The sequence below is a fragment of the Actinomycetota bacterium genome (genome assembly GCA_014360655.1).
GTDB lineage: Bacteria > Actinomycetota > Geothermincolia > Geothermincolales > RBG-13-55-18 > JACIXC01.
This window is the reverse complement of record JACIXC010000024.1, coordinates 1-20,827: the sequence shown is the minus strand read 5'-3', so window position 1 is coordinate 20,827 and position 20,827 is coordinate 1. Positions and strand designations below refer to the sequence as shown.

The following is a 20,827-nucleotide window of genomic DNA, read 5'->3' as shown; positions in this document are numbered from 1 at the left end:
GCTCAACGAGATCCTTTGCAGATGGAATTACGTGTACAATTACGTGAGACCACACCAGAGCCTGGGTTATCTCACCCCCATGGAGTTCCTGAAGGCGTGGATGGAGGAGAGCAAGGATAGGGATGATGTGTTCACCATGTAGTGAACCAGCACACGAGATTGCCCGCGAACCGCGTGTTTGCTATAATGTCACTAACAGAGCGTAACATGGGAGCCGAGTGGGCTGGAGCCCACTTTTTATTTGGCGAACGGGGTGAAAAGGATGCACGCATCGCCTTTCGCGCAGATGGAGGAACACCTGGAGGGACTGATCGAGGATTGCCTCCGGGAGAGCGACGTCCGCCTCGTCTCCGTATACGTGGAGCGTAGGGGAAGGAGGCTGGTGGTCACCGTGTGTCTTGACCGGGAGGGAGGCATAGACGTGGACACCTGCGCGGAGATGAGCGAGGTGATAGGCAGACACCTGGACGTGGAGAACGTCATCGAGGAGAGCTACAATCTCGAGGTGGAATCCCCCGGGTTGCAGAGGGTGCTGCGCAAGCCGAGGGAGTTCAGGAGCTTTCTTGGTCGCGACGTGGAGGTGGTGTTGCGCCAGGCCTTCGAGGGACGGCAGAAGCTGTGCGGACGCCTGGTCGACGCGGACGAGGAGAAGGTCACGGTCAAAGTCGACGACGAGGAGATCGTGTTCCCCTACGAGGCGCTGAAGAAGACCAGGCTCCATTTCGCGTCTCCCTGGTAGGGGAGGCCACGGAACGGCGGAAGAAGACGGAAGAAGAAGGGATCGGTTTTGAACCAGGATTGGCTGGAGGCCCTGCGCCAGATCGAGAGGGAGAAGGGAATCGATTCCGGGACCATCATAGAGGCCCTGGAAAGCGCCCTGCTGTCGGCCTACAAGAAGAATTATTCCGAATCAGAAGAGGCGCGGGTCGAGGTGAACAGGGAGAGCGGCAGCATACATGTCTATGCCCTGGAGAGCGATGACGCGACGGGCGAGACGCGAGAGGTGGAGGTCACGCCGCGCGATTTCGGCCGCATCGCGGCACAGACGGCGAAGCAGGTGATACTGCAGAGGATACGCGAGGCGGAGAGGGACCTCGTCTTCGAGGAATACCAGGAGAAGGTGGGCGACATCATAACGGGCATCGTCCAGCAGTCGGAGCAGCGTTACGTATTCGTCGACCTGGGCAAGGTGGAGGCCCTGCTGCCCCTTTCGGAGCAGATGCCGGGCGAGCGCTACAGGCACGGCATGCGCATAAAGGTCTACGTTGTGGAGGTGCGCAAGTCGAGCAAGGGGCCGCAGATCATCGTGTCGCGCACTCACCCGGGCCTGCTGAAGAGGCTTTTCGAGCTCGAGGTGCCGGAGATCGCCGACGGTTACGTGGAGATCAAGGCCGTGGCGAGGGAGCCGGGCCACCGTTCCAAGATCGCCGTGCTCTCGCACGACCGCAACGTGGACCCGGTGGGGGCATGCGTCGGCGCGCGGGGGTCCAGGGTGCGCACGGTGGTGAACGAGCTCAGGGGCGAGAAGGTGGACATCGTGCCCTGGAGGGAGTCCCCGGAAGAGTTCGTGGCCAATGCCCTGGGACCGGCCAAGGTGAAGAAGGTGATCTTCCATCCGGAGGAGGAGCTCTGCGAGGTCATCGTTCCCGACGGGCAGCTATCCCTGGCCATCGGCAAGGAAGGGCAGAACGCGCGCCTGGCCGCGAAGCTGACGGGATGGAGGATCGATATCCGCAGCGAATCCCAGGACAGGGACGAGGGCCAGGGATACGTGGCCCACGCCGGGAAGGCGGGGGAGGCGTGGAGGGCCGAGGATGAAAACGAGGCCCCCGGCGAGGAGGAAGGCGTGTCTCAAGACGCCGGGGTCGCTGAGGAAGAGCATGCAGCGGGAGGGGAGGAGGCGTCCTCCGGTGGGGACACGTCTCCCGGGGATGGCGAAGGTGCCGACGGGGGTGACTTCGCCTGAACGCCGCGCGATCTTTTCGTTGCCCGTTTAATATATGATAGGAAGCGGTTCAGAATAGAAGATACGGGAAGGCGGTTAGCCAGGCCGTGATGCGAGGTTGCCGGCGGGTATGACCGGAAACGGGAAGGGAAACTGGCATGGCGGGTAAGAGGGTACACCAGGTCGCCAAGGAGTTGGGGATAACCAGCAAGCAACTGCTGGAGGCCCTCCAGTCCATGGGTGAGGACATACAGAACCCACTGTCCTCCATAAGCGAGGAACTGGAGGGAAAGGTAAGGAAGAAACTCGGCGGAGGAGAGGCCGCCAAGCCCGCCAGGGCGGCGAAGAAGGCCGCGAAGAAGGGCGACGGTGCAGCGACGTCGGCCGCAAGCGCGGAGGTGAAGGCCGCCACGGCTCCCGCGAGGGCGAGGAAGGTGGCGGCCAAGAAGAAAGCGCCCCATGAGGCGAAGCCCGCCGCGGATGCAGCCGCTTCGCTGGGAGCGGTAAAGGAAAGCAAGCCCTCGGAGGTGGAACACGGCAGGGCGAAGGCCTCTCACGCGGCCCCCGCGAAGCCGGAGGCACAGAGACCTCGCGCCGAGGCACAGAGACCTCGCACCGGGGAGAGGGCGAGGCACCCCGTTCACCGGCCCCGGCCAACGGCGGAAACCGCCGTGCCGAGCCGGCGGCCGGGGCGCGAGGCGGCAGGGCTCGTGGCCGGGACGAAGCCGGCGGAGGCGCCGCCTAAGCCCATGCGCAAGGTTTTGCGCGTGCCACTGGGCATAACGGTACGCGAGTTCGCGCAGAAGGTCGGGAAAAGGCCGGGGGATATAATACGCATCCTTTCGGGACTTGGGGAACAGGCTTCCGGTGACAGGGCCATCTCCGAAGACGCGCTCCTGCTCCTCGCCGAGGAGCTGGGGATAACGCTGGAGGTGAAGAGCAAGGCGCCGCTGGAAGTAGCGATATCCGAGGATGCCCCGGAGAAGATGCAGCCCAGGCCGCCCGTGGTCACGGTGATGGGCCACGTCGATCACGGCAAGACCTCTCTTCTTGATGCCATAAGGAGTACGGCGGTGGCGGACCGCGAGGAAGGGGGCATCACCCAGCACATCGGGGCATCCGTTGTGGAATACGAGGGGAAGACCATCACTTTCATAGATACGCCGGGACACGAATCCTTCACGGCCCTGCGCGCCAGGGGCGCCAGCATAACGGACATCGCGGTACTGGTGGTGGCGGCGGACGATGGCGTCATGCCACAGACCATCGAGGCCATAGACCACGCGCGCGCGGCGGGTGTGCCCATCATGGTGGCGGTGAACAAGATAGACAAGCCCGAGGCGAACCCCATGCGCGTCAGGCAGCAGCTCACGGAGTTCAACCTGGTTCCCGAGGAATGGGGCGGCGACACGGTTTTCGTCGACATATCGGCAAAACAGCGCACCAACCTGGATCACCTGCTGGAGATGATCCTGCTCCTGGCGGAGATCAACGATTTTCGCGCCAACCCCGACGCGCCGGCCAGCGGGAACGTCATCGAGGCCAGGCTGGAGAAGGGGCGCGGCCCGGTAGCCACCCTGCTGGTGAAGAGGGGGACCCTGAGAAGGGGCGACTCGATCGTGGCGGGCAAGTCGTACGGCCGGGTGAGGGCTCTTCTGGACGACAGGGGCCGCGTGGTCGACGCCGCGGGGCCTTCCATGCCGGTGGAGGTTCTGGGGCTGGATGCGGTGCCGGCCGCGGGCGAGGAGTTCATGGTGGTGGAGGACGAGAAGAGGGCCAGGGCCATCGTGGAGGCGAGGATCGCGCGAGAGAGGGCGATGGCGGAGGAGAGGCCCGCGCGAACCCTGACGCTGGAAGACCTCTTCCGGCAGATACAGGAAGGCGAGGTGCAGGAGGCCAACCTGATCATCAAGGCCGACACCCAGGGGTCAGTGGAAGCGGTCAGGGATTCGGTGGGCAAGATCAAGGTGGGCGACATCGTCGTGAACGTCATACACGCCGGGGTGGGGGGCATAAACGAGAACGACGTGATGCTGGCCAAGGCCTCGGACGCCGTCATCCTGGGCTTCAACGTGCGCCCCGACGCCAAGTCCCAGGAGATTGCGGAGCGGGAGAAGGTGGAGATAAGGACCTACCGCGTGATCTACCAGCTGCTCGAGGAGCTTGAGGCGGCGCTGCGCGGCATGCTCAAGCCGGAGTACGAGGAGATAAGGACGGGCCTCCTGGAGGTGAAGGCAGTGTTTCGCGTCCCCCGCCAGGGAGCGGTAGCGGGCGCCCTGGTGAAGGAGGGGGAGATAACCCGCAATTCGCGCGTGCGGCTGGTAAGGGACGGGTCTATCGTGTACGAGGGAGGGGTGGCATCTCTGCGCCGTTTTAAGGACGACGTGCGCTCCGTGGCGGCAGGGTACGAATGCGGGGTGGCGCTGGAAAACTTCCAGGATATCAAGGAAGGGGACCTCATAGAGGTGGTGGAATTGCGCGAGAAGCCCCGGGAAGAGGGGGAGCCCGGCGCCTGAGGGGGTCGCCGCCATGTACGTGGGAGCCTTGAAGCTGGAGCTCTACATGCCGCAGTGCAGGAGCCTCAAGGAGAAACGCCAGGTATTGAGGAGCATCATCGACCGCACCAGGGGTCGTTTCAACGTGGCCGTGGCGGAAGTCGACAAGCACGACCTCTGGCAGCTGTCCAGCCTGGGAGTGACCTGCGTGAGCAACAGCGAATACGCGGCGAGGGAGACCCTGCACCGGGTGGACCGCAGCGTGAGGGCCCTGGGGAAGGCGGAGGTCCTCGCGTCCCCCATCACCATATTCACGCCTTGACCTTGCCCGGGAATATCGCACGAGGTGGTGTCGCTTGATACCCGAGCGCATGAAGAGGGTGAACGAGGCGTGCAGGGAGGCGCTGGGCGAGATAGTACAGAGGGAGGTAAAGGACCCCCGCGTCACCTTCGTCACCGTCACCAGGGTCGAGGTATCGCCGGACCTGCGGGTGGCCCATGTCTGGCTGAGTATCCTGGGCTCGCGGGAGGAGTCGGATACGGCCATGGCGGCACTGGAAAGGGCGAGGGGTTTCATGCGCCGGGAACTGGGAAGGAGGGTGAGGTTGCGTTACACGCCGGAGCTCTTCCTCCACCGTGACCTGGGGGCCGAGGCGAGCCAGAGGGTCCAGGAGATGCTGCATGAGCTGGAGGACGGAGGGGGATGAAGGAGTTCGCTGCCGTGGCGAAAGCCGTAGCGGAGGCATCGTTCATCGCGGTTTCCTCGCACGAAAACCCGGACGGCGACAGCCTGGGCTCCCATCTCGCCATGACGCTGGTCCTGCTCTCGCTGGGAAAAAGGGTGTTTTCCTCCCTGCCCGACCCTGAAAAGTACCCGCCCCAGTATCTCTTTCTCCCCGGAAGGGAACACCTCGCCGCGCCCGCCGTGACGCATGAGGCGCCCGACCTCTTCATCGCCCTCGACTGCGGCAACCTCGAACGCCTGGGGGGATTGAGGAGCTTAGCGGAAACGGCGCGTATGCTGGTGAACATAGACCACCACGAGGATAACAGGATGTTCGCGCCCCTGAACATCGTGGACCCCGAGGCTTCCTCCACCTCGGAGATAGTCTTCAAGCTCGCCAGGGACGCCGGGTGGGACATCGGGCCCGATGCGGCCACCTGCCTCTACACGGGCGTCATCACCGACACCGGGCGCTTCCAGCATCAAAACACGAAGGCTGAGACCTTCATGATCGCCTACCGGTTGGCCCTGGAGGGAGCGGACGTGATCCGCGTGGGGAGGGAGGTGTACGAAAGCCAGTCGCTTTCCTACACGCATCTCCTGGGAATCGCCCTGCGGCGCGTGGAGGTGGTGGAGGATTGCGGGCTGGTTTACAGCTACATAACCCGCGAGGACCTCGCCGAGACCGGCGCCGCCCTCTCCGAGACCGAGGACCTCATAGATCACCTGCGGGCGGTACGGGGGACGAGGGTGGCGGCGGTCTTCAAGGAACTGGATGACGGCAGGGTGCGCGTGAGCCTGCGCTCCCGGGACGATTTCCAGGTAGGGCCGGTAGCGCGCGCCCTGGGGGGAGGGGGGCATGCGACGGCCGCCGGCTATACCTCGCGGAAGGACCTCGCCGGCAGCCTGGATGAGCTGCTGGAAGCACTGCGGGATGCCCATGGTTGGTCCTGAGCCCTGCGGACTGATCCTTCTCGATAAGCCACCAGGGCCCACTTCCCATGACATGGTGGACGAGGTGAGGGGACTCGTCGGGACCACGAGGGTGGGGCACGCGGGAACCCTCGATCCCATGGCCGACGGGCTGCTGGTCATCCTGGTAGGAAGGGCCAGCAAGCTGCAGCCCTACGTGCCCGGAGATCCCAAGGTATACCGGGGGACGGTGGTGCTGGGCATCATCACGGACACCATGGACGCCGAGGGGAAGGTGAGGGAGGTCGTCCCCTGCGAGGCGACGGAGGAGGAGGTCGCCGCGGCCGTGACCTCCCTGGCGGGGGAGCGTGAGCAGGTGCCGCCCATGTATTCCGCCGTGAAGCACGGGGGAAAACCCCTCTATTACTACGCCAGGCGCGGCCGGGAAGTGGAGCGTAAGGGAAGGAAGATAACGGTTTACGGTGCGGAGATGACCGCCTTCCGGCGTGCAGGAGAGACCGCGGAGGTGGACATCACCGTCTCCTGCTCCCCCGGGACCTACGTGCGCGAGATCGCCTTTCACCTGGGGCGTATCCTGGGGTGCGGCGGCATGCTCTCGGGCCTGCGGCGGCTGGCTTCCGGCCCCTTCCGCGTGGAGGAGGCGATGACCCCGCGAAAGCTGCGCTCGCTTTTTCTCGCGGGAGAAAAGGTGGTCCTGCCGCCGCTGGAAGCCCTGCGAGGGTACAAGGTCTTAAGGCTGCGGCGCGAGTACGAGGACAGGGCGCGCAACGGCGCCCCGCTGTCACTGGACATGTTCCTGGAAGGCGTCGAGGCTCCCGGGGAAGGCGAGATGGTGGCGGTGACCGCCGGAGAGGAACTGATCGGCGTTTACGAGCGCTCGGGCGGCAAAGCGCACGTCCTGCGCGCAAAGAGGATATTATAATCAACTATTATCTGGAAGAACTATTATCTGGAAGGCCGTCCGTAGAAGGCGAGGAAGGGAGGACGGAAGGCCGCGCCATGGAGATCATACCCGGAATAGATGCGGTGCCGGAGGATATCGGGGAGACGGTGGTCACCATCGGCATGTTCGACGGCGTGCACCGCGGGCACCGCAAGATAATATCCGTCGCCCACGAGGAGGCGCGCCAGCTCGACCTGCGCTGCGTCGTTTTCACCTTCGACCGGCATCCCCTCGAGGTGCTCAGTCCCGGCAGGCACCCCAAGCTGCTCTCGTCCAGCGCGCAGAAACTGCGCCTGCTGGAGGAGTTGGACGTGGACACCGTGCTCATGGCCCATTTCGACGAGGAATTCGCTTCCATCACGGCGGAGCGTTTCGTGGCCGAGCTGCTCGCGGAGAGGCTGCACGCGCGCGAGGTGGTGCTGGGCGAGAACTTCCGTTTCGGGAGGGGAGGCCAGGGGGACGTGACCATGCTTGTCTCCCTGGGGGCGCATTACGGCATGGGCGTGACGTCGGTGCCCCTGTTGCGCGAGGACGGCGAGATCATATCCAGCACCTCCATAAGGAAGATGGTCGAGGAGGGAGAGGTGGAGGAGGCGGCCAGGAGGCTGGGATGGGATTACCTGGTGGAAGGGGTCGTGGTGAGGGGGGACGGCAGGGGCCGCAGGCTGGGTTTTCCCACCGCCAACATCGAGGTGCACGACGAGAGGTGCATCCCCGCCACGGGGGTATACGCGGGGGAAGCGCACCTTGAGGGCCAGGGAATGCCCGCCGTTATCTATATCGGGGAGGCGCCCACCTTCGAGCATGCCCGTCGTTTGAGGAGGATCGAGGTGCACATAATCGACTGGGAGGGGGAAGACCTCTACCAGCAGTACCTGGGCGTTTCCTTCCGCAGGAGATTGCGGGGGGAGGAGAGGTTCCCCGATGCCCGGGCCCTGCGTGAGCAGATAGAGCGGGACATAGAAAGGGCCCGCACCGAGGAGGCCGGGTAACCCCTTTTACCAGGTAAAAATCCCTATCGTTTACTGCATCTCTTGCGCTGTGCTATTATCATCGGGAAAACATCAAGAGGTCACAGTAAGGGCGGGACAGCCGCCCGAACCTAGGCCTAGGGAAGGTGGTCGCCGCCCCCTTCCTTGGGTCTAAGGGGATGGAGGAGGTGAAAGGCATGACCCTCAGCGGTGAGGAGAAACTCTCCATTATCGAAGAGTTTCGAGCTCACGAAAAGGACACCGGTTCCGCGGAAGTGCAGATCGCCCTTCTCACCAAGCGCATCGATGAGCTCACCGAGCATCTCAAGGTGCACAAGAAGGACCATCATTCGCGCCGCGGGCTGCTGAAGATGGTGGGCAGGAGGAGGAGGTTGCTGGACTACCTGAAGGAAAAGGACGTCGAAAGGTACCGCCGGCTCATAGACAAGCTCGGCCTGCGGCGCTGACGCGGGCCCCGTACGAAGCATGATTAAAACGATTGGAGATGATCTCGGAAATGGCAGAAGAGCAGGTTAGACGTTTCTCGACCGATCTTTGGGGGAAGAAGATCGAGTTCGAGGTGGGAAAACTGGCCACCCTGGCCGACGGGGCGGTGGTGGCATCTTGCGGGGGCACGGACATCCTGGTGACCGCCATGGGTTCCAAGAACGAGGTGGACAGGGACTTCTTTCCCCTGGTGGTGGACGTGGAGGAGAGGATGTACGCGGCGGGCAAGATCCCGGGCGGTTTTTTTCGCAGGGAGGGCAGGCCGTCAGAGAAATCGATCCTCACGGCGCGACTCATTGACAGGCCCCTGCGACCCAACTTCCCCGAGGGGATGCGCATCGAGGTGCAGGTCATCGCGACCATCCTTTCCGTCGACCAGACGAATCACCCGGACGTGCTGGCGGTGAACGGGGCGTCGGCGGCGCTGTGCATATCGGACATACCCTTCAACGGGCCCGTGGGAGCGGTGCGGGTCGGCATGCTGCAAGGTGGCTTCGCCATCAACCCCACCATACAGGAGATGGAGGAGAGCCAGCTCGACCTGGTTGTGGCCGGCGTCCTCAACGAGGAGAGCAACGAGGTGGACATCATCATGGTGGAGGCGGGAGCCTCCCAGGTGCCGGAAGAGGATATCGCGGACGCCCTGGAGTTCTCCAAGCAGGGAATCCGGGAGATGATACGCCTACAGCAGCAGATGATCCAGGAGGTCGGAAAGGCGAAGCGGGAGGTCAACCTGAAGAAGTTCGACCTCGAGGCCGTGGAGAAACGCTTCCCGGAGATGGCCAACAGGGTGGAGGGACTGGTGCGCGAGATGGCGCGCAACCAGATGGAAAAACCCGAGAGGGACAGGGCGCTGGACAGCCTGCAGAACGAGTTCATCCTGCAGGCGGAGATAGAGGGGACCACGGAGGAATTCCTCCTCTCACTGAAGGAATACTATAGCCAACTGGTGGGTAAGGCCATGCGCCGCATGATCCTGGAGGAAGGCATGCGCATAGACGGCCGCAGGCCGGAGGAGATCCGTCCCATCACCTGCGAGGTGGGTCTCGTGTCCAGGACGCACGGTTCCGGGCTTTTCGCGCGCGGCCTCACCCAGGTGCTCACCCTGCTGACCCTGGGCCCCATCAGCGACATGCAGAGGATCGACGACCTGTCCCCGGAGGAGAGCAAGAGGTTCCTCCATCACTACAATTTCCCTCCCTTCTGCGTGGGGGAGACGGGGATGCTCAGGGGCCCGCGCCGCAGGGAGATAGGCCACGGCGCGCTGGCCGAGAGGGCCCTGGTGGGCCTCATCCCGGACGAGGACCGTTTCCCCTACACCATCCGACTGGTCTCCGAGGTCCTCTCCTCCAACGGTTCCACCTCCATGGCCTCGGTGTGCGCCTCCAGCCTGGCGCTGATGGACGCCGGCGTGCCGCTCAAGGACAAGAAGGCCGTGGCCGGCATCGCCATGGGGCTCATCAAGGAGGAGGACGGCGTGGCGGTGCTCACCGATATCCAGGGAATAGAGGACAAGTACGGGGACATGGACTTCAAGGTGGCGGGGACCTCGGACGGGGTGACCGCCCTGCAGATGGACATGAAGATAAGGGGCATCGGCGTCGATACCCTGCGCCGGGCGCTCGAGCAGGCGCGCGAGGCGCGCATGTACATCTTGCGGAAGATCAAGGAGACCATAGCGGAGCCGCGGGAGGAACTATCGCCGTACGCGCCGCGCGTGATCTCCTTCGAGGTTCCTGTGGACAAGATACGCGAGGTCATCGGTCCGGGCGGCAAGGTGATCCACCGCATAGTGGCGGAGCACGACGTGGAGCTGGACATCGAGGACGACGGGCGCGTCTTCATAACGGCGAAGGACCTCGCCAGCGCCGAGGCGGCCAAGAAGATGGTGGAGCAGATCATCCGCGAGGCGCAACCGGGCGAGCAGTTCGACGGCACGGTCACCAGGACCACCAGCTTCGGTGCCTTCGTGGAATACCTGCCGGGCAAGGAGGGACTCATCCATATATCCAAGCTCTCCGACCGCCACGTCGCCAAGGTGGAGGACGTGCTCAACGTGGGTGACCGCGTGAAGGTCGAGGTGATGGAGATAGACAAGCTGGGCCGCGTGAACCTGCGCGGCATCGGCCTGCAGGTGCCGGAGGGGGCCGAGACATCGCCGGGAGAGGAGAGGAAGGCGCAGCCGCGGCGTGATGCCAGGTACCAGCCGCGGCACCAGCCCGGATCCCAGGGAAAGCAGGATGGGAAGAACAGGGGGAGAGGCGAGCCCAACCGCTTCAAGCATGACAGGAAAGGCTGGTGACGGGGTCGCCGCTCCCATGAACACGGCCCACTACCAGCGCACCGAGAACGTCAACGGCATCCGCGTTCTCACCGAGAGCATGCCCAACCTGCGCAGCGTGACCGCCGGTTTCTGGGTGGGCGTGGGTTCGCGCGACGAGCCCCTCGAGCTGTCGGGGATAAGCCATTTCATCGAACACCTGCTCTTCAAGGGCACCGAGAAACGTTCCGCGCGCCGTATCGCCGAGGAGTTCGACGCCATGGGCGGCGAGCTCAACGCCTTTTCCGCCAAGGAATACACCTGCTACTACGCGAAGGTGCTGGACGAAAGGGTGGCGGAGGCCATGGAGGTCATGGTGGACATGCTCTTGCGTTCCGTCATGCGCCCCCAGGACGTCGACGCGGAGAGGAAGGTCATCCTGGAGGAGATCGCCATGCACGAGGACTCTCCGGACGACATCATCCACGACCTTTTCGTCTCCGCCCTGTGGGAATCGCACCCCCTCGGCCAGAGCGTGCTGGGCAACCACAACGTCGTAAGCACCCTTGACGACGGGGACGTGCGCTCCTTCTTCAAGCGTTTCTACCGGCCCGAGAACATCGTGGTGGCCGTCGCGGGCAACGTGGAGCACGACCGCGTCGTGGAGATGGTCGACGAGCTCATGAACGCCGATGGAGGGGGGGAGAGGCACCGCAGGCACACCGTCGTTCCCGACATCAGGCCCCACACGGTGGTATACGACCGCCCCACCGAGCAGGCGCACATGGTGCTGGGCACCCAGGGTCTGCCCAGAAACCATCCCTCCCGTTTCGCGCTCGCCGTCCTGGACAACGTGCTGGGCGGTGGGATGAGTTCCAGGCTTTTCCAGAAGGTCAGGGAGGAGAGGTCGCTGGCCTATTCCATCTTCTCCTACCATTCCATGTACGTGGAAACGGGCATGCTCGCCGTATACGCGGGAAGTAAGCCCGAAAACGCGTCGGCGGTCATGGAGCTGATCAAGGAGGAGATGGAGAACATCCTGGAGAAGGGCATCACGCGCGACGAGCTGGAGCGGGCCAAAGGGCACATCAAGGGCAGCCTGGTGCTCAGCCTGGAGGACAGCGGCAGCCGCATGACCAGGCTGGGAAAGGCCGAGATATGCGGCAGCGATATCCTCAGCCTGGATGAGCTGCTCGCCGGGATCGACGCGGTCACCGTCGACGACGTCATGCGCCTGGCCCACCGTCTTTTCGCCCCCCGCAAGCTGGTTGCGGCGGTCATCGGCCCCTTCGGCGAGCGCGAGATACAGGGACACCTCTTCTAAGGCGGGTTCCGGCTCCGTGGAAGGCATCGCCCGATGTCGGCCGTCGTCACGAGAAACGAGCCCCCGCGCTTCCCGTCCAACGCGCGGCATGGACGTTCACGGAAGGGCATATGGGCCGCGCATGCCGGGGAAGCGTGACCCCCTGTCCCCGGACGCTGCTATTATTGAGTCGTCGGGCCGCGCGCGGTACGGTGGCGTCCGCGAGGAGGGCATGTATAGGCGGCGCGTGATGACGTCGCGCCAGGAAAAGCGGAGCGAGGGGTGAGAGATATGAGGATCGGCGTGTGCGGAGCGGGAGGCCGCATGGGGCGGGAAGTTTGCCGCGCCGTCGCGGCGGAGGAAGACCTCGAGCTGGCCTGTGCCGTTGACCCCGCCTTTGGCGGCGAGGACCTGTCGCGCCTCGTGGACGGGGTACCGCCGGGGATCGCGGTGGCGGGGGACGTAGGGGCCATGTCGCAGGCGGCCGTGGACGTGATGGTGGATTTTACCATTGCGGAGGCCGCGCGGGAGAACCTTCCCCGTGTCCTGCGCTGGGGGATCCACTGCGTCGTGGGCACCACAGGTTTCTCGCAGGCGGACCTGGACGAGTTGGGGCGTTCGGCAAGCGAAGGGGGCGTCTGCTGCCTGGTGGCCCCCAATTTCGCGTTGGGGGCGGTCCTCATGATGCACTTCGCCCGCCGTGCGGCGCGTTACCTCGAGCGTTGCGAGATAATAGAACTGCATCACGCCGCCAAGCTCGACGCCCCTTCAGGCACGGCGCTGAACACCGCACGGCTCATCCTTGAGGAGAAGGGCTTGCACGAGGCCGCGGAGAGCGCGGAGGGACCGCGCGGCTTCACGGTAGGCGACATCAACATCCATTCCGTGCGCCTGCCGGGACTGGTCGCCCACCAGGAGGTCATCTTCGGGGGCCCGGGACAGGTGCTTACCATACGACACGATTCCACGGACAGGACCTCTTTCATGCCCGGCGTGCTCATGGCGGTGCGCAGTGTCGTTGGTATGAGGGGGTTGCTCGTGGGCCTGGAGAGCATAATGGAGCTTTGAGCGGGACGGGGAGATTGACGTGCGTGGCGCAGGCGCCCGCGGGAGCCGCTACCGCGGGCGAAAGGTGAAAGCGGCCCGGTTGTGGAAGAACGGATAAACGGACGCGTCGTGCGCGTGACGGCCGACGGGAGCTGCCGGCTGCTGCGCGCGGCGTGCGTTAGCGCCTCGATGTGAAGCCGGGAGGAAGATGGCGAAGAGAGCCGCGGGAAAGAGCGCAGGAAGGGACGGGAGAAAAAGGACGCAGGCCGGAAGCGCGAAGAACGGAGCCGGTCGGCGGGAACGGCAGGGGTTGCCGCGCAACCTGCGCGAGATATACGGCGTGCTTCTGCTTATGGCATCGCTCCTGCTCTTCCTGGGTTTCTTCTTCTCCTCGCTCGGACCGGTGGGACGCGGGCTGGAATGGTTCTTCTCGTATCTCCTGGGTTACGTGCGTTTCGTCCTTCCCTTTCTCATGCTGCTGTTGGGGGTAACCCTGTTTTTCGGCAGGTTGGGAGGGATGGAGGAGGGACGGGACGGGTGGCGGCTCACGTGGGTGGAGATGGCGGGTATCGCCGTCCTGATGCTCGCTGTCTGTGCCCTGCTGCACCTGGGGAAGGGTCCGCCGGAGGTCATGTTCGAAAAGGAGAGGCTGTTCGCGGGCGGGGGCCTGCTGGGTGCCGTGATATGCTGGCCGCTGGTCAAGTTGGTGAGCAGGGCGGGTGCGTATGTCCTGGTGGTCGGCATGCTGATCGTCGGCTTCCTTCTCTTCACGGGTCTGACCGTCTCCCAGTACCTGCAGGAGAGGGTGGAAAGAAGGAGGCGGGAGAGGGAGCGGGAACGTTCACTAGCACAGGGAAGACGTCGTGAAGGGGAGGGGAAAGGACGTGAGGAGGAGCCCGAAAAGCCGCCGCAAAGGAGGCCCGGCGTTTCCCGGGCGGAAACGGACGCGCTGGTCGCGCAGGCGAGTCCACCCCTGGTAACCCAGGAAAGGGTGCCCGCATCCAACCTGGTGGTTGAGGAGGGCGGGCAGATGGCCATCGAGGTGGTGGAGGAGGACGCGGGCAGGACCTACCGTCTGCCTCCTCTGGAACTGCTCGTGCGCTCCCTCGACCGCAGCCCGGTGTCGCACAAGAGCGTGAACGAGAGCATCTCTGTCCTCGAGAAGACGCTGCGTGACTTCGGCGTGGACGCGGCCGTCACCCACGTGACCCGGGGACCCACGGTCACGCGCTTCGAGGTGGAGCTGGGCTCCGGAGTGAAGGTGAACCGCGTTCTCAGCTTGAGCGACGACATAGCCTACGCCATGGCCTCGCCCGATATCCGCATCATAACCCCCATCCCGGGCAAATCCGCCCTGGGGATCGAGATACCCAACCGGGAGCGCGACCTGGTGTCGCTCGGGGACATACTGGCCACCCCCCAGGCCCGCAAGGTGAGATCGCCCCTGCGCGTGGGGCTGGGCATGGACATATCCGGCAACCCCGTCATCGTCGACCTGCGGGACATGCCCCACCTCCTGCTGGCAGGAGCCACCAACACGGGGAAGAGCTGCTGCATAAACGCCATGATCACCTCGGTGCTCATGACCTCGCCGCCGCAGGAGGTGCGCATGCTGCTCATCGACCCCAAGTACGTGGAGTTGAGCCACTTCAACGGGCTTCCCCACCTGCTGGCTCCCGTGGTCACCGATCCCAAGAAGGCTTCCGGTGCGCTCTCCTGGCTGGTGAGGGAGATGGAGCAGCGCTACCAGGTCCTGTCGCGCGCCGGCGTGAAGAACCTGGTGGCATACAAGGATGCCCTCAGGGAAGGGCTGCAAAAGGAGGTTGACGATAAGGGCGAGAGGCTGTTCCCCCCCATGCCCTACATCCTGGTGTGCATCGACGAGCTCGCGGAGCTGATGCTGGTATCCCTAGCCGAGGTGGAGGATTCCATCGCCAGGATAGCCCAGATGGCCAGGGCGGTGGGCATACACCTGGTGGTGGCGACGCAGCGGCCGTCTGTGGACGTGGTCACCGGCATCATAAAGGCCAACATGCCCTCGCGCATCGCCTTCAAGGTCGCCAGCCAGGCCGATTCCCGGGTGATACTGGACATGGGCGGGGCCGAGAAGCTGGTCGGGCACGGCGACATGCTCTTCTTACACCCCGGGAGCTCGCGGCCCGTAAGATTACAGGGGGCCTTCATTTCCGAACGCGAGATAGCCGCCATCGTCGCCTATATAAAGCGGCAGAGGGGCGCCGATTACAGGGAGGACATACTGGAGGAGGTGGGGGCGGACAGGAAGGAGCAGTTGAGGGAGGATGAACTCCTGGAGGAGGCCATGGAGGTGGTGGTCCGCTCGGGGATGGCGTCGGCGTCGCTATTGCAGAGGAAGCTGCGCATAGGTTACGCGCGCGCCGCCCGCCTGGTCGACCTCCTGGAGGACCACGGCGTTGTGGGAGGTTACGAGGGCAGCAAGCCACGCGCGGTCCTCATGACGCCGGAGGAGCTCGAGGAGAGGAAACGCAGGGAGGCGGAGGCCTGAGGGCTGAAAAAGGGGCGGGCGCCCGCCATCTTGATTCTGACGATGTTTGTATTGTTATAATAATTTATCAAGGGAGAGAATGGGGACGGCTGCACGGCCGGGGCGGAGAACGAGGATCGCAAGCCCGTTATCCCTGGTTCATGCAAGGATGGGGACCAGCTGGAGGAGGAGGTAGAGGTGGCGAACAGGGTGGCGCAGGAGGTCGAGAAGATACTGGCCGCCGCCGTCGGCGATTTCATCGCCAAGGCGACCTTGAAGAAGAACTGCGAACTCATAGGCACCACCCCTGATGACCTGACCGTGGAACAACTTCCGGATCTGGCGGAGAAGATAGAGAAGTCCGTTTCCTTCTTTTCGGGAAAAGACGTCGGCTTAGGGGTGGCGGAAAAGATAAAGACCATCAGGGTCTGAACCCGGCGATAGAACGTGTTCAAGGCGTCAGGAAAACCCCCCTCTTTGCCAAGCGAAAAACGGCCGGCACATCTTCACGCTCCCGCGACCCCTGCGGCAGCCTCGCATGCCGTGTGCCTGACACGCACGTCCCGCGCCGGCTGCAGGTCGGGGTCCTCGTGCGCCTTGGCGGGATGATGCACGAGGGAACGGGAGGTGCCGTGAGAACGAGAGGTATCATGAGAACGAGAGGCGGCGACAGGACCTTCTTCCTCCTCACCCTCGGCTGCCCGAAGAACGAGGTCGATTCGGACGTCATCGCCTCGCTGCTTCTTGCACGGGGATGGGAGATGGCCGCGGGGCCGGAGGAAGCCGCCCTCATCCTCGTGAACACCTGCTCCTTCATCGTCCCAGCGGTACGCGAATCCGTTGAGGCGATCATGGAGTTGGGCGGGTACAAAGCGCTGGGAGGAAAGCGCCTCGCGGTGGCGGGGTGCCTGGTGTCGCGCTATGGCGAGAAAACCCTGCGTGAGCTGCTGCCGGAGGTGGACGTGTTCGTGGCGCCCCACCGCTACGCGGACTTTCCCGCGCTGCTGGAGGGCGTGGGTGAGGGAGGCGGGACACGACCGGCGGCGCGGGACTTTTCCTCCACGCTGCGCAAGGGCTACGTGTACGTGAAGATCGCCGAGGGTTGCGACCGGCGCTGCTCTTACTGCACCATACCCTCCATACGCGGGCCCCTGCGCTCGCGGCCCCTGGCGGAGATAAGGGAGGAGGCATGTCATTTCCTGGAAAAGGGGGCAAAGGAAATCATCCTGGTGGCGCAGGACACCACCTCCTACGGCCGGGACCTCTACGGGGAGCCCTCCCTTCCCGCGCTGCTGGAGGAGCTGCTCGCGCTGACGGGCGATTACCGACTGCGCGTGATGTACATGCACCCGGCGGGCGTGGACGAGGCGGTACTCGCAAGCATGCAGCATCCCCGCATGCAACCCTACCTGGATCTGCCCCTGCAGCACGTGGACAAGGGCATCCTGCGCCGCATGGGAAGGTGGGGAGGACGCGAGGAATATCGCAAGCTCCTGGAGAGGATCAGGGAAAGTCTGCCCGGCGCCGCCCTGAGGGCCACCTTCATGCTGGGGTTCCCCGGAGAGGATGAGAGGTCCTTCGCGGCGCTGCGCGCCTTCATCGAGGAGGAGCGTTTTGACTGGTTAGGTCTTTTTGGCTATTCTCAGGAGGAAGGAACGGCGGCTTATCCCCTGGGGGCGGGATGCCGGCCGGGAACGGTCGAGAGACGCCTGGAGGAGATACGCGCGCTGCAGGAAGAGATCATGTGCGAGAACACCGGGCGCATGCTGGGGAGGAAGCTGCTCGTTCTGGTGGAGGGGGAAAGCGAGGAGGCGCCCGGTTTCTGGGAAGCGAGATCCTACAGGGAGGCACCGGAGATAGACGGGGTGATATTCCTGCCCGCAACGGAAGGGCTGCGGGCGGGAAGCTGGTGTGAGGTCCTGGTCGAGGCCACGGAAGGGATTGATCTTATTGCGGCTCCCCTGGCTCAGAGAGTCGATTTCAGGGATAACGCGTGCGGGGGATGATAACTGGAATCTTCCCAACGCCCTAACCCTGACCCGCGTGGCCATCGCTCCCCTCATCGTTTTCCTGCTCATGAAGGAAAGCAGGCGTCGCAACCGCCTCGCCGCCGCCGCGGTGGGGGCGGCCGCGCTGACGGATTTTCTGGACGGCTTCGTGGCGAGAAGGCAGGGGAAGGAGACCAGGCTGGGCCAGTTCCTGGATCCCCTGGCGGACAAGGTCTGCATCTCCACAGCCTTCGTCATGCTGGCAAGGCGGAGGAGGTTGCCCGCCTGGGTCCCCTGCATCATCATCGGCCGCGAGGTCGCCATCACCCTCTTCCGCCTGTACGCCGGAGCACGTGGAGGGTCCGTTCCCGCGAGCATTTGGGGTAAGCTCAAGACCAATTCACAACTTCTCGCGCTGTTAGTAGTCATTCTCGAAGGGGAAGCGGCCGGCCGCGGGGTGCTGCGGGATGCGGCGGTAGGGCTCGCCGTGTTCCTCACCCTCTATTCGGGGCTCGACTACATGATGAAGGCCCGCAGTTACCTGGAGGGGGGCGGAGGTGGCGGGGAATGAAGAGCTGTTCCCTCATATCCGTCGGGGATGAGCTGCTCGATGGCAGGGTCGAGAACAGCAACGCGGATCTCCTCGCCGAAAGGATGCGGGCGCTGGGCCTGCAGGTGGCGCTGCGTGTGGAGGTGGGGGACGACCTCCAGGCGATAGAGCGCATCTTCTCCGCGGCCATGGACCTTTCGGACCTGGTGCTGGTGACGGGAGGCCTCGGTCCCACCGATGACGATATAACCCGCGAGGCGGTGGCCGCCGCCCTGGGAGCAAGGCTGGTGAGGGACGGTGAGATCGAGGGTAGGCTGCGCGCCTTCTTCGCCGCGCTGGGCAGGGAGATGTCTCCGAGCAACGCGAGGCAGGCCGACTTGATAGAGGGGGCGGTCTGCATAACCCCGCGCCTGGGCACCGCTCCCGGGCAGTGGATAGAGCGCGGGGGAAAGATAGCGGTGCTCCTCCCGGGGGTCCCCAGGGAGATGGAGGATATGGTGGAAGGGGACGTCATACCGCGCCTGCGGGGGGCGCTGGAGCTGGAGGAGGTACACGTGGCGGCGCTCCTGGTGGCCGCGCGCCCCGAATCCGAGGTGGGGGAGCTGTTGGGAAAGGCGCTGGCGGGAACGGAGGGGGTGCGCGTTTCCTACCGCACCACGACCGGCCGCATCGAGGTGAAGCTCTCTTCGAGGGACGAGGAAACGCTCTCCCAGGCCCTCGCAAGGGCAAGGGAAGCACTGGAGGGCTGGGTGGTGGCGGAAAACGGGATGACCCTCGAGGAAAGCCTGGGCAGGGAGCTGGAGGCGCGCGGGCTCACCCTCGCGGTGGCCGAATCGTGCACCGGAGGCCTGGTGGCGGAGATGATAACAAGGGCCGCGGGAAGCTCCCGCTATTTCCGCGGCGGGGTGGTGGCATACGACTATGAGGCGAAGCAAAACCTTCTCGGGGTGTCGCCCTCGCTCCTGGAGGAGAAGGGCGCGGTGAACGAGGAGGTTGCGGAGGCCATGGCCGCGGGAGCGCGCAGGCTGCTCGCAGCCGACATGGGGCTTTCCGTGAGCGGCGTCGCCGGCCCCGGGAGCGGGGGGGAGAGAGAGCCGGTGGGTACGGTCGTCTTCGGGCTCGCCGACGAGCGGGGCGGGTGGGGATACAGGTACCGCCTCCCGGGCAACAGGGAGATGGTGAGGCAGTACGCGGCGAACATCGCCCTCACCCTGGCCCTTTTCCACCTGCGCGGCGTGGAGGTGGCCGATGGGAGGTGAGAGGCTGCGCCTCTTCGTGGCCATAGATATAACGGAGGAGGCGAGGCGGACGATCGCCGCGTGCGTGGAGAGGCACGGGAGCGGGCTGGCGGAGGCCAGGTGGGTAAGGCCGGAGAACCTCCATATTACCCTGAAGTTCATAGGCGAATACGAGGAGGAGAAGCTGGGAAGGCTGTCGAACGAGATACGCGAGACGGCGGCCCTCTGCAGGGCCTTCCGCGCGGCGCTGGGAGGGTGCGGCGGCTTTCCCTCCCGTAAAAAGGCCAGGGTGCTCTGGGTGGGGATGGAAGCGGGCCAGGCGGAAGCGTCGGCCATCGCGGCGAAGCTCGATTCCCGCCTGGAAAGGGTCGGCGTGAAAAGGGAAGACCGCCCCTTCAGGGGCCACCTCACGCTGGCGCGCCTGCGGAAGCCCGTGGATTGTTCACCCCTTCTCGATAAGATGGAGGTGGAATTGCAGCACCTTGCGGAGAGGCCTTTCGAGGTGAGGGAGATGACGCTGTACCGCAGCATCCTGGGGCCGGGTGGCCCGCGTTACCTGCCACTCGAGAGGGTGGACCTGGGAGCCGCGTAACATGGGCAGGGTAAAGCTCGCACCATCGCTTCTCAACGCCGATTTCTCGGACCTGAAGCGCGCCCTCTCCTATATCGAGGATAGCGCCGATGCCGTGCACCTGGACGTCATGGACGGCAACTTCGTGCCCAACATCACTTTCGGTCCCCTCGTGGTGAGGGCGGTGAGGTCCATCACGCGCCTTCCCCTGGACGTCCACCTCATGATCGCCAACCCCGCGGAATACGTCGAGGATTTCGTGGAGGCGGGGGCGGACTGGGTTTCCTTCCACAGCGAGGTAACGAGGTTTCCCGGCGAGATACTGGGCTTCGTGCGCAACCTCGGGAAAAAGGCGGGCATGGTCATCAACCCGCAGACGCCGGCGAGCCGCGTTTTCGACTATCTCGACCTGGTGGATTTCATACTGGTGATGACGGTGATGCCCGGATTCGGAGGGCAGGACCTCATACCGGAGGCGCTCGACAAGGTGGGGGAGATAAAGGAGGAGGCCGCGCGACAGGGGCTCCAGGTGGAGGTGGAGGTGGACGGCGGCGTGAAGACGGAGAACCTGCCACGGGTCCTCGCGGCGGGGGCGGACATCGTGGTGGTGGGCTCATCCATCTACCGCGCCCCGGACCCGCGCGAGGCCGCCAGGGAGATAAGGCGCATGCTCGACTCCTAGCCCCGTGCACACCTGGCTTCTCGACACCCTTGATCCCTTGCACCCGTTGCGTCAAATTAAAATCTACACGAAAGACCATTCGTTGACTCATAAAAAAATCTACTCGAAATAGGTACTGTCTTGCTCTGCTTCTTCGTCGGGATCAATGGATCCGGAAACCACCGTCT

The 20,827-nt window shown here is 64.4% G+C and carries 20 protein-coding genes; all 20 read left to right on the top strand.

Features of this window, described 5'->3' with window-relative positions:
• On the top strand, positions 1 to 142 hold a 142-nt coding region (locus H5T73_12365), incomplete at its 5' end, for a transposase (GenBank protein MBC7248554.1).
• A 120-nt stretch (positions 143 to 262) separates the two neighbouring features.
• Positions 263 to 739, top strand: coding sequence for a ribosome maturation factor RimP (locus H5T73_12360; GenBank protein MBC7248553.1), 477 nt, complete (start codon positions 263 to 265; stop codon positions 737 to 739).
• A gap of 48 nt (positions 740 to 787) precedes the next feature.
• Complete coding sequence (gene nusA, locus H5T73_12355) at positions 788 to 1,966, top strand: transcription termination/antitermination protein NusA (GenBank protein ID MBC7248552.1); 1,179 nt, start codon at positions 788 to 790, stop codon at positions 1,964 to 1,966.
• Between the two features lie 137 nt (positions 1,967 to 2,103).
• Positions 2,104 to 4,461 (top strand): translation initiation factor IF-2, encoded by a 2,358-nt coding sequence (gene infB, locus H5T73_12350; protein ID MBC7248551.1) that lies wholly within the window; start codon positions 2,104 to 2,106, stop codon positions 4,459 to 4,461.
• Between the two features lie 13 nt (positions 4,462 to 4,474).
• Positions 4,475 to 4,762: a DUF503 domain-containing protein gene (locus H5T73_12345; protein ID MBC7248550.1), complete on the top strand. Its 288-nt coding sequence runs from the start codon at positions 4,475 to 4,477 to the stop codon at positions 4,760 to 4,762.
• A gap of 34 nt (positions 4,763 to 4,796) precedes the next feature.
• Positions 4,797 to 5,147 carry a 30S ribosome-binding factor RbfA gene (gene rbfA / locus H5T73_12340; protein ID MBC7248549.1) on the top strand — a complete coding sequence of 117 codons (351 nt, stop codon included), beginning with the start codon at positions 4,797 to 4,799 and terminating at the stop codon, positions 5,145 to 5,147.
• A complete protein-coding gene (locus H5T73_12335) occupies positions 5,144 to 6,118 on the top strand; it encodes a bifunctional oligoribonuclease/PAP phosphatase NrnA (protein MBC7248548.1) in 975 nt (324 codons plus the stop codon). The genes rbfA and H5T73_12335 overlap by 4 nt, the downstream gene beginning before the upstream one ends.
• A complete protein-coding gene (truB, locus tag H5T73_12330) occupies positions 6,075 to 7,019 on the top strand; it encodes a tRNA pseudouridine(55) synthase TruB (protein MBC7248547.1) in 945 nt (314 codons plus the stop codon). Before H5T73_12335 ends, truB begins: the two co-directional genes overlap by 44 nt.
• Before the next feature lie 77 nt (positions 7,020 to 7,096).
• Positions 7,097 to 8,032, top strand: coding sequence for a bifunctional riboflavin kinase/FAD synthetase (locus tag H5T73_12325; protein MBC7248546.1), 936 nt, complete (start codon positions 7,097 to 7,099; stop codon positions 8,030 to 8,032).
• Positions 8,033 to 8,208: 176 nt separating this feature from the next.
• Positions 8,209 to 8,478 carry a 30S ribosomal protein S15 gene (rpsO, locus tag H5T73_12320; GenBank protein ID MBC7248545.1) on the top strand — a complete coding sequence of 90 codons (270 nt, stop codon included), beginning with the start codon at positions 8,209 to 8,211 and terminating at the stop codon, positions 8,476 to 8,478.
• 50 nt (positions 8,479 to 8,528) lie between these two features.
• Complete coding sequence (locus H5T73_12315; protein MBC7248544.1) at positions 8,529 to 10,820, top strand: polyribonucleotide nucleotidyltransferase; 2,292 nt, start codon at positions 8,529 to 8,531, stop codon at positions 10,818 to 10,820.
• Positions 10,759 to 12,102, top strand: coding sequence for an insulinase family protein (locus H5T73_12310; GenBank protein ID MBC7248543.1), 1,344 nt, complete (start codon positions 10,759 to 10,761; stop codon positions 12,100 to 12,102). The genes H5T73_12315 and H5T73_12310 overlap by 62 nt, the downstream gene beginning before the upstream one ends.
• Before the next feature lie 270 nt (positions 12,103 to 12,372).
• A complete protein-coding gene (locus H5T73_12305) occupies positions 12,373 to 13,149 on the top strand; it encodes a 4-hydroxy-tetrahydrodipicolinate reductase (protein ID MBC7248542.1) in 777 nt (258 codons plus the stop codon).
• Positions 13,150 to 13,336: 187 nt separating this feature from the next.
• Positions 13,337 to 15,652 (top strand): DNA translocase FtsK 4TM domain-containing protein, encoded by a 2,316-nt coding sequence (locus tag H5T73_12300; GenBank protein MBC7248541.1) that lies wholly within the window; start codon positions 13,337 to 13,339, stop codon positions 15,650 to 15,652.
• A gap of 177 nt (positions 15,653 to 15,829) precedes the next feature.
• Positions 15,830 to 16,063 (top strand): hypothetical protein, encoded by a 234-nt coding sequence (locus tag H5T73_12295; GenBank protein ID MBC7248540.1) that lies wholly within the window; start codon positions 15,830 to 15,832, stop codon positions 16,061 to 16,063.
• 218 nt (positions 16,064 to 16,281) lie between these two features.
• Positions 16,282 to 17,637: a 30S ribosomal protein S12 methylthiotransferase RimO gene (gene rimO, locus H5T73_12290; GenBank protein ID MBC7248539.1), complete on the top strand. Its 1,356-nt coding sequence runs from the start codon at positions 16,282 to 16,284 to the stop codon at positions 17,635 to 17,637.
• Between the two features lie 37 nt (positions 17,638 to 17,674).
• Positions 17,675 to 18,190, top strand: coding sequence for a CDP-diacylglycerol--glycerol-3-phosphate 3-phosphatidyltransferase (gene pgsA / locus H5T73_12285; GenBank protein ID MBC7248538.1), 516 nt, complete (start codon positions 17,675 to 17,677; stop codon positions 18,188 to 18,190).
• Positions 18,187 to 19,428: a CinA family nicotinamide mononucleotide deamidase-related protein gene (locus H5T73_12280; GenBank protein MBC7248537.1), complete on the top strand. Its 1,242-nt coding sequence runs from the start codon at positions 18,187 to 18,189 to the stop codon at positions 19,426 to 19,428. The genes pgsA and H5T73_12280 overlap by 4 nt, the downstream gene beginning before the upstream one ends.
• Positions 19,418 to 19,999, top strand: a complete 582-nt coding sequence (gene thpR, locus H5T73_12275) for an RNA 2',3'-cyclic phosphodiesterase (GenBank protein ID MBC7248536.1) — start codon at positions 19,418 to 19,420, stop codon at positions 19,997 to 19,999. Before H5T73_12280 ends, thpR begins: the two co-directional genes overlap by 11 nt.
• 1 nt (position 20,000) lies before the next feature.
• Positions 20,001 to 20,660 carry a ribulose-phosphate 3-epimerase gene (gene rpe, locus H5T73_12270; protein MBC7248535.1) on the top strand — a complete coding sequence of 220 codons (660 nt, stop codon included), beginning with the start codon at positions 20,001 to 20,003 and terminating at the stop codon, positions 20,658 to 20,660.
• The last annotated feature ends 167 nt before the right edge of the window (positions 20,661 to 20,827 follow it).